Origin of the sequence: Rahnella sp. NRRL B-41462 (assembly GCF_003263525.1) — a bacterium.
Lineage (GTDB): Bacteria > Pseudomonadota > Gammaproteobacteria > Enterobacterales > Enterobacteriaceae > Rahnella > Rahnella aceris.
The window spans coordinates 1-8828 of record NZ_JYDF01000164.1; the positions used below are offsets into that span (position 1 = coordinate 1).

The 8828-nt window shown below is 55.7% G+C and carries 7 protein-coding genes; 5 read left to right on the plus strand and 2 right to left on the minus strand.

Features of this window, described 5'->3' with window-relative positions; genetic code table 11:
• The 4 genes from UC14_RS25760 to UC14_RS25775 form a co-directional block, all read left to right on the plus strand.
• On the plus strand, positions 1-2420 hold a 2420-nt coding region (locus UC14_RS25760; protein WP_112198705.1), incomplete at its 5' end, for an SbcC/MukB-like Walker B domain-containing protein.
• A gap of 239 nt (positions 2421-2659) precedes the next feature.
• A complete protein-coding gene (locus tag UC14_RS25765) occupies positions 2660-3673 on the plus strand; it encodes an ABC transporter substrate-binding protein (protein WP_037036793.1) in 1014 nt (337 codons plus the stop codon).
• Between the two features lie 11 nt (positions 3674-3684).
• On the plus strand, positions 3685-4449 hold the full coding sequence (locus UC14_RS25770) for an ABC transporter permease (RefSeq protein WP_037036792.1): 765 nt from the start codon (positions 3685-3687) through the stop codon (positions 4447-4449).
• Entirely contained in the window at positions 4446-5267 is an 822-nt protein-coding gene (locus UC14_RS25775) for an ABC transporter ATP-binding protein (RefSeq protein WP_037036791.1), read from the plus strand. The genes UC14_RS25770 and UC14_RS25775 overlap by 4 nt, the downstream gene beginning before the upstream one ends.
• Here the strand turns inward: UC14_RS25775 and UC14_RS25780 are convergent.
• Positions 5264-6349: an AraC family transcriptional regulator gene (locus tag UC14_RS25780; protein ID WP_225444899.1), complete on the minus strand. Its 1086-nt coding sequence runs from the start codon at positions 6347-6349 to the stop codon at positions 5264-5266. The genes UC14_RS25775 and UC14_RS25780 overlap by 4 nt on opposite strands.
• Before the next feature lie 184 nt (positions 6350-6533).
• A complete protein-coding gene (locus tag UC14_RS25785) occupies positions 6534-7544 on the minus strand; it encodes a phosphotransferase enzyme family protein (RefSeq protein ID WP_112198706.1) in 1011 nt (336 codons plus the stop codon).
• A gap of 278 nt (positions 7545-7822) precedes the next feature.
• On the opposite strand from UC14_RS25785, the gene UC14_RS25790 reads away from it, so the two are divergent.
• Positions 7823-8828 (plus strand): aspartate aminotransferase family protein (locus tag UC14_RS25790; RefSeq protein ID WP_112198707.1); only part of this gene is annotated, 1006 nt, incomplete at its 3' end.

Here is an 8828-nt window from a genome sequence, read left to right on the forward strand (position 1 = left end):
CGCAGTTACAGCAACTGGCGCGCAGCGAACCGGCAGAAAAACTGCGTCCGTTACTCAATGATCGCCAGCGCTGTCAGGATGACGCGCAGCGCCTTCAGCAATTACTGATACAACTGACGCAGCAGCAGGAGCAGCAGATTGCACAGATGACGCCGCTGAGTCTGGCGGTGGAACAGGCGCACACTGCACGGCAGAAACAGGCGGAAGAACAGCGTCAGATGCAGACGCTGATCGAAGAAAAAATCCTGCCACTGGATAGCGAAATCGCGCAATGGCGCAAATCGCTGGTGGAAACACAACAGGCGGTCAGCGAGTCGCAGAAACAGGCTGGTGAACATAGCGCGACGCTGCAGCAAATCACGGCGGAACGTCAGAAACTGGATGAGGAAAGCCGCCAGCATCACACCCGTCAGGCCGCGCTGACTGAAGCCCTTAACGTTGCACAACAACGTCAGACTGAACTGGAAAAACAGTACCCGCAGGTAGTGTTACAGAAACGTCAAACCGAACTCATGCAGCTCCGGCCGGTGCGGCAGCAGCTGTTTTCACTCTCGCAAATCTTCCCGCAACTGAACCAGCGCGTGCAGCAACAGCATAAAGATTTTGCGCAGTACCAGACGCTGCTGGCCGAAGAAGAACTGCGTCTGGGCGCGATCCGTCTGCAATGTCAGAAACAACTGGAACATCTGAACGACGTCAAGGCGCTGCATAAACAGGAAATGCTGATCGTCAGTCTTGAAGCCGAACGCGCGAATTTGCAAAGCGGCAAAGCCTGTCCGCTGTGCGGCTCGACATCACATCCGGCGATTGAACATTATCAGCAGGTTAAACCTTCTGAAACCGCGCAGCGTGTCGAGAAAATGCAACTGGAATTCGATGCAGCAAAAGCCAGCGGTATCGAAATGGCGGCGAAAATTAAAGGCCTGAAAGAGCAACAAACACGGCTGCAAACTCAGCTTGAGCAGGATCAGCAACAACTGAATTCGCATACCCTGAACTGGCAACAACTCAGTGCGCCGCTGAATCTGACGTTTACGCTGCATGATACCGCCGACATCACGCAATGGCTGACCGCCCGCGATGAGGAAGAGCAGCAGTCGCAGGCGCGGCTGAGCCAGCACGAACTGCTGGCGCGGGCCCTGCAACAGGCCAAAGATGCCCTGAACGACGCGCTGAATGCACAGCAGAAAGTGCAGCAGCAAAGTGCCTTGCTGACAGAGCGCGTTACCCGGCTGGAAGAGATGCAGGCAAAATCTCAGCAAGACCTCGTGCGGTTGCAAAAGCAACTGGCGGAAGGTGAAAAATCTCTTTCTGAGCTGAATGCCCGACGCCTCGAACTGTTCGGAGAGCGTCAGGTTGCTCAGGTTCGCGAGCACTTACATCAGCAACAACAGGCGACAGAACAAGCGCTGAGTGATGTCCAGACCGCGCTGCATAAGGCGCAGGAACAGCGCGACCAGTTGGCCGGTCAGTTGGCCAGTACGCAGCAGCAACAGTTACAGACCGCCGCACAACTGACGCAGGTGGAACAGGCGTGGCAGCAGGCATTGAGCGCCAGTGGATTTTCGGATGAAGCCGCAGTGAAACTGGCGCTGCTCGACGACGCGTTGCGCCAGCAGCTTCAGCAACGCAAAGAACATCTGCAACAACAACTGGCACAGGCGCAGGCATTACTGGCGGATGCCCGTCAGCAGCTCGAAAAACATCAGCTTGCCCGTCCTGCACATCTCAGTGAAACCGACAGTGATCTTAACGCCCTGACGGTGCAACAGGCGGAGCTGGCACAACAACTGAAAGTCCTGCAACAACGTCTGGGCGAAGTGAAAAATCAGCTGGAAAGCGACAAGCAACGCCACCATGGTCAGCAGACGCTGATTGCACAGATTGCGCAGGCGCAGCGGACCTGTGATGACTGGGGTTATCTCAACCAGATGATTGGCTCCAGCGACGGTGCGAAATTCCGTAAATTCGCGCAGGGTCTGACGCTCGATCATCTGGTGTATCTGGCCAACCGCCAGCTGGAAAAATTGCACGGACGTTATCTGTTGCAGCGCAAAACCAGCGATGCGCTGGAACTGCAGGTGGTCGATACCTGGCAGGCCGATGCCGTGCGCGATACCCGCACGCTATCCGGCGGCGAAAGCTTCCTGGTCAGCCTGGCACTGGCCCTGGCGCTGTCCGATCTGGTCAGCGATAAAACCCGTATCGACTCGCTGTTCCTCGACGAAGGTTTCGGTACGCTCGATGCCGACACGCTGGATACCGCGCTGGATGCCCTCGACAGCCTGAATGCCTCGGGTAAAACCATCGGCGTGATCAGCCATGTCGAGGCGATGAAAGACCGTATTCCGGTGCAGATCAAAGTCACCAAAGTGAACGGTCTGGGCGTCAGCCGCCTGAGCAGTGAATTTAAAGTCTGATCCCTCGCCACCGCCGGGCAGGTTGCTAGATAAATTGCTAGCCACATGCCCTGCGGTGGATCCTTTTTGTGAAAGCGTGCACAAAAATCGCACCAGTTCAGTGCGCGCTTTTTCCTCAACCTGCTGAATTTACGTTTATTCCCGCTGCCGGAACGAACTGGCACGCCCTGTGCTTAACGTTATGTATACAAGTTGCAGTACAAGTTGCAACGTCCTCATAACCGCTTAGGGAACCGCCAATGAAAAACATCAAACCTGAAGTTGATAAAAAACGTCGCCAGCTGATGAAATGGCTCGCCATTACCGGCGGAGTGTCCACCCTTGGCGGAATGATCCCGACGTCAGTTTTTGCAGCCGACGACGATGAAATTCGTATTGGTTACTGGCCGATTGTCGGTGGTTTGCCGCTGTATGTGGCACTGGAACAGGGCTTTTTTAAACAAGCCGGGCTGAATGTGAAAGGCGTTAAATTCGCCAGTGCCCAGCAAATTGTCGAAGGGATGATCACCGGCAGGATCCACGGCTGCGCCAACGGCACGGCAACCGGCGCGCTGGGACTCGGGGCGATCACCTCACCGGGTCTGTTCAAAATTATCTGTTCTAACCCGTCAAACCATACGCTGGTGTTAGATGAATTTCTGGTGCCGCTCAACAGCCCGGCAAAAGCTATCAGTGACCTGAAAGGCAAGAAAATCGCCTGCGGTCCGGGGATCCAGAACGTCACGATGGCAAAAATTATTCTGGAGAAAAATGGCTTCACTAATCCGTCAGTCATTGAACTGCCGGTCGGACAACACGCGCCTGCTCTGGCCGCCGGGCAAATTGACGGCGTATATACGCTCGAACCGACCGGCACTGTCGGACGCATGAAAAACCTTTCGCGCACACTCGAAACCGGCGTTATTTCTAAATACGTGCTCGGCAACGCCGACGCCCCGTGGTTCGGCGGCGCAGCGGCACTGAACGCCAGTTTTATCGCCAGCAAGCCGGAAGAAACCAAAAAGTTTATTGCCGCTTATCAGAAAGCGGTGGAATTCATTGCGGCTCACCCTGATAAAGCGCGCGAAAACGTCGCCGGTTACACCAGCATTGAACCGGCGCTGGTCAAAGAAGTGCCGCTGCCGGGCTTCGTGATGTATCCCGATTTGAAAGGCGACAACCTGCAATGGTTCCAGAAGTTTTATGACGTCTTTACGGAAAGAAAAATCTTCAGCAAGCCGGTGGATGTCGCTTCGCTGATCTATCAGGGATAAGGAGAAACAGGATGACTTCACGCTGGTCTTCAAGGTTACTGCCGCTGGTCGGCCCGGTACTGCTGTTTTTATTCTGGCAACTGGCCGTCAGCGCAAAATGGCTGAATCCCGTGCTTCTGCCCTCGCCGGTCGAGACAATCGGCTACATGTTCCAGTCATTTTCCGACGCGTCCATGCGCACCGACATCGGCGCAACCCTTTACCGCACGCTGGTGTCTTTTGCCTTTGCCGCCGTAATTGGCGTGCCGCTGGGCGTAATTTTGGGCAGCAATGAAAAGGTTTACCGCAGCCTGGAATTTTTGATCGACTTCTTCCGCTCCACACCGTCGTCAGCGCTGATCCCGCTGTTTATGCTGATTTTCGGGATTACTGACGCCAACAAAATCGCCATTGCTGCCTTTGCCGCCGTGCTGGTCATCCTGTTCAACAGCGCATACGGCGTGATGAATGCCAAAAAAACGCGCCTGATGGCCGCCAAAGTAATGGGAATTTCCCGCTGGCATATTTTCAAAGACATCATGCTGATGGAAAGCCTGGCACAAACCTTTGTCGGCCTGCGCACCGGCGTGTCGATCGCGCTGGTGATCGTGATCGTCGCCGAAATGTTTATCGGATCAGAAACCGGCCTCGGCCACCGGATCATCGATGCCCAGCAGGTGTTTAACATCAAAGACATGTACGCCTCGATCCTGATCACCGGCGCGCTGGGTTATCTGCTCAATCTGGCTTTTTTGCTGATCGAGAAAAAAACCGTCCACTGGAGTAGCAAAGCATGACGCACCCTCTCTCGCTGAACCCTGATTATAAAGGCCCGCAGTTGCCGCAATATGCCACGCGCCCGGACACCCATGTGACGATCCGCGGACTGAGCAAGGCGTTTGCCGGACAGCCGCTGTATACCGACCTGAATCTCGACTTACCGCGTGGAAAAATCGTGTCGATCTTCGGGCCGAACGGCTGTGGTAAATCGACCTTAATGAACATGATCGCCGGTCTGATCCCGGTAGATAAAGGCGACATTCTGTTCGACGGCAAAACGCTGGCGCAAACCACCATCGGCTATGTGTTTCAGAACTACCGCGACGCGCTGTTTCCATGGATGAGCGCCCGCGCCAACATCGCCTATCCGCTGATACGCCACGGCATGAGCAAAGCGGATGTGAATGCGCGGGTCGAAGAACTGACGCAGATGTTTGATATCCGTTTCGACCTGAAACGCTATCCGTATGAGCTTTCCGGCGGACAACAGCAAACTGTGTGCATCATGCGGGCGCTGGCGACGCGTCCGGAAGTGATGTTCCTCGATGAGCCTTTCTCGGCGCTGGATTTCGAGATGACGCTGTTTATCCGCGATAAATTACAGGAAGTGCAACTGGCGACCGGCGTCACTATGCTGATTGTTTCGCATGACCTGGAAGATGCGGTATTTCTGGCGGATGAGATTTTACTGCTGACGCGGCGGCCGACGCAGATTGCGGAAATCGTGCCGTTCGACCTGCCGCGCCCGCGAGGGTCGGAAATCATGAGCCACCCGGAATTTATCCGCGTGAAGGCGCACACGCTGGAAGTCTTTAAACGGGAGATGGCGCTTTAGCTGGCGGCAGTCTGCCGCCACTGACGCGGGCTGACGCCAAACCAGCGGCGGAAAGCCCGCGAAAAGGCACTGACTTCGGAATACCCTAGCAGCAACGCCATTTCGGAAATCGGCAGTTGTTGCTGTTGCAGATAATGCGTCGCCAGTTCGCAACGGACGTTATCCACCAGTTGGGTAAACGTCAGGTTCTGTTCGCGCAGGCGGCGTTGCAGCGAACTCGGCGACATACCCATTTTTTCGGCCACTTCATCAAGCACCGGCTCGCCGCGTAATAATGCCTGACGTACCCGCGATCGCACGTTGTCGGTGACCGACTGCTGCGACGGCGCATCCGCATTCAGACGGCGGATCGCATCCTGCATGACCAGCAACAGCGTCTGATCCCGTTCCGGCATCGCCCGCTGTAAATCGCGTTTGACGATCAGCAGGGAATTGTACGGCTGATCGAAATACACCGGCGCATCAAATACTTTGCAGTGTTCATGCCATTGCTGCGGACGCGGATGCTCAAAATGCACCTCACGCGGCGCCCAGTTTTTCCCCAACCCGTGACGCAATAAATTGAGGATCATCCCCAGCGTCAGTTCCGCATCCTGCCGTCTGCACAGAATGCTGCCATGCCGCACCTGATAATCGAACCGGTAATGATCTCCCTTATCCACCAGCCGCGTCAGCGTATTGTGCTGATGAAAGGGAAAGGCATTCACTACGTTTTGCAGCGCGGTTTCTGCCGAAGAAGAACATAAACCGATGTAGCCAATCAGCCCTAATGACTGCGGTTTGAACTGTTTCCCGTAATGCAAACCGAAGTTATCACAACCTGACTGCGCCGCCGCTTCTTCCAGAACCTGACAGTAATTAGTCAGCCCGAGACTCAGCGTAGGTTGTTGCAGCAATTCAGGATTGATGTGGCAGATGCCTAGCACACGATCGACATCTGCCCCTTTGGCCTGAATAAAATCGCTCAGGCCGCTGGCGGCTGCGGCCAGCACCCCCCGGTGGCTGTCATTGCTGCGCGTCAGCGCGTTCAGCGCATTGCTGAAACCGGCTCCGGAAGCCGTTGAAGAAAGGCCTGTCTGCATCGTCTTTTACTCCCTTTATGTCGGCAATAAAAAGTGTCGGTAATAAAAGAGAATTGCAAGTTCCGTACCAGCACCTTGCTTCACATCTCCGGGTGATAAACCAATGCAATACAATGAGATAAATTTTCGGCAGTTTTGCCAGCCGCGCCTGCGCCCTGCTACGGCGCCCGCTTTTCGTGCAGCTTCATCCGATCACAAAGGGATGATGCGCCTTCGCCAGATACTCACGGCACAGGCGCAGGCTCTCCTGTTCCCATTCATTGCCAAGGCTTTGCGCCATTTCCGTGGTGGCATGCGATCCGCGCCAGGCCAGCAACTGAATCCGCCGCTGAATAATCAGTGTCGGGATCACCGCCAGATCGGCATCGCTCACGTGACAAATACGTGCGTAACCTTCCAGCCAGTGGCGGACCCACGCCTGCGCCCGCGGATGATGTTCAACAAAACTGATCGCCGCCGCCGCATCATGCAGATACCAGCCCATACCGCAGTCATCAAAATCGATCACCCGGGTTTCACCTTTGTGCAACAGTAAATTCGTCAGGCGCAGATCGGCGTGGATCAGCCCGTAGCGCTGTGCACTCTTGCCGTAACTTTTCAGCACGCTGCCGGTGTGCGCCAGCGTCTCTTCAATCAGCGGGATCCCGGCCGCCGTCATGCCCGGCGCATCCTGCCAGCGGCCCCAGTGACCGTGCGGGCCGACCATGGTATCGCTGTCCCAGATAATACGGCGAAACCCGGCCGGATGCGGCCACTGACGGCTGTGCTGATGCAGGCGCGCAGTCACTTCTCCCAACTGAGCAAACGCCCGCGGATCCACATCCGTGGTTGGCATTTCGCCCTCAATCCAGCGAAAAATCACCACATTGCGGTTTTCAGTTTCGCTCACCGCCACAGTTTGCACAGCGGTACCATCCCGCCCTTTTACTGCCTCAGGCACCTGAATCTCGCTTTCACGTAGCGCATCCAGCCACGCCAGTTCACTCTCTATTTCATCCCGCTGGTGATAGCCCCCGCGGTGAACACGCAGTGCATAACGTTCGCCGTCGGGGCAGCGCAGTAAAAAAGTGGCATTTTCCGACCGGCAGATCAGCGAAAGATGCCCTTGCAGATCAGGGGAATAGCGGCGCAATGCTTCTGTTGCCAGCAGATTCAGGCTGGTGTCATCGAGCATGTCAGATTGTTTTGCAGTCATCAGGTTCCACTCCGTACCGGTTAAATCAAATCGATATTGCGGATAGCCAGAATGGAAGGGGCGCGTTTTCGTCGCTTGACTCAGGAACAGCAAATGTTGACCGCAAAACACGCGTGACGCGCTGACGGCGAAAAGTTGACTGCAACGCACAGCAGTCAGCGCGCTGAGGTCAAGTTTTACCGCTTTCCCCGGCGCATTATCAAATCACCTTCCGCCGTCATGGCATTTTTTTGCACACCGGCAGTGACGTTGAAACCGCCTGTCAGGAGATGACTCTCATGTTGAAAACCAATGCGTTTGATGCCGCCAGCAGCGGCAATATTTCAGCCGACAATCTGGCGATGATAGAACGCCGCCGTCGTTTGCTGGGCCCGGCTTACCAGTTGTTCTACAAGAATCCAGTGCATCTGGTGCGCGGCGAAGGCGTGTGGGTGTATGACGCTGATGGCCGCCGTTATCTCGACGTCTACAACAACGTGCCTTCCGTTGGCCATTGCCATCCTCATGTGCTGGAAGCGCTTGTGCGTCAGGCATCCACGCTGAACACGCACACCCGTTATCTGCATGAAAATGTCCTGAACTTCGCCGAAAAACTGGTGGGCACCATGCCCGCTGAGCTGAGCCAGGTAATGTTCACCTGCACGGGCAGCGAATCTAACGATCTGGCGTTGCGTATCGCCGAAGATTTTACCGGCGGCACCGGCGTTATCGTCACCGAATTCAGTTATCACGGCATGACCAAAGCGATTGCCGGGCTATCGGCCTCGATGGGGCCATACGTTAAAGTGAACGGTGATGCGCGGGTGATTCCGGCACCGGTTCACCACCCGGCTAACCCGGCTGAAGTTGGCAAGCGCTTTGCCAACGACATCCGTGCCGCACTGGCGGATATGGATCGCCATGGCATCAAACCGGCTGCCCTGATGATCGACACCTTCTTCACCAGCGACGGCGGTTTCTTCGATCCGGCCGGTTTTCTGAAAGAAGCCATCGACGTTATTCACGAAGCCGGGGCGTTGTATATCGCCGACGAAGTCCAGCCGGGCTATGGCCGTTCCGGCGAACATATGTGGGGCTTCCAGCGCCACGGCGTGTTGCCAGATATCGTGACGCTCGGCAAACCGATGGGTAACGGACACCCGATGGCGGGCATCACTATTCAGCCGCACATCCTGGAACGCTTCGGCAGTGAATCGAGCTATTTCAATACCTTCGGCGGCAATACCGTGTCTTCTGCGGTCGGGCTGGCGGTGCTGGAAGTTATCGAGCAGGAAAACCTGATTG

What these genes read in the sequence shown, in the direction of transcription:
- UC14_RS25765 (WP_037036793.1), top strand. Translation starts at nt 2,660, where the DNA reads ATGAAAAACATCAAACCTGAAGTTGATAAAAAACGTCGCCAGCTGATG.
- UC14_RS25770 (WP_037036792.1), top strand. Translation starts at nt 3,685, where the DNA reads ATGACTTCACGCTGGTCTTCAAGGTTACTGCCGCTGGTCGGCCCGGTA.
- UC14_RS25775 (WP_037036791.1), top strand. Translation starts at nt 4,446, where the DNA reads ATGACGCACCCTCTCTCGCTGAACCCTGATTATAAAGGCCCGCAGTTG.
- UC14_RS25780 (WP_225444899.1), bottom strand. Translation starts at nt 6,349, where the DNA reads ATGCAGACAGGCCTTTCTTCAACGGCTTCCGGAGCCGGTTTCAGCAAT.
- UC14_RS25785 (WP_112198706.1), bottom strand. Translation starts at nt 7,544, where the DNA reads ATGACTGCAAAACAATCTGACATGCTCGATGACACCAGCCTGAATCTG.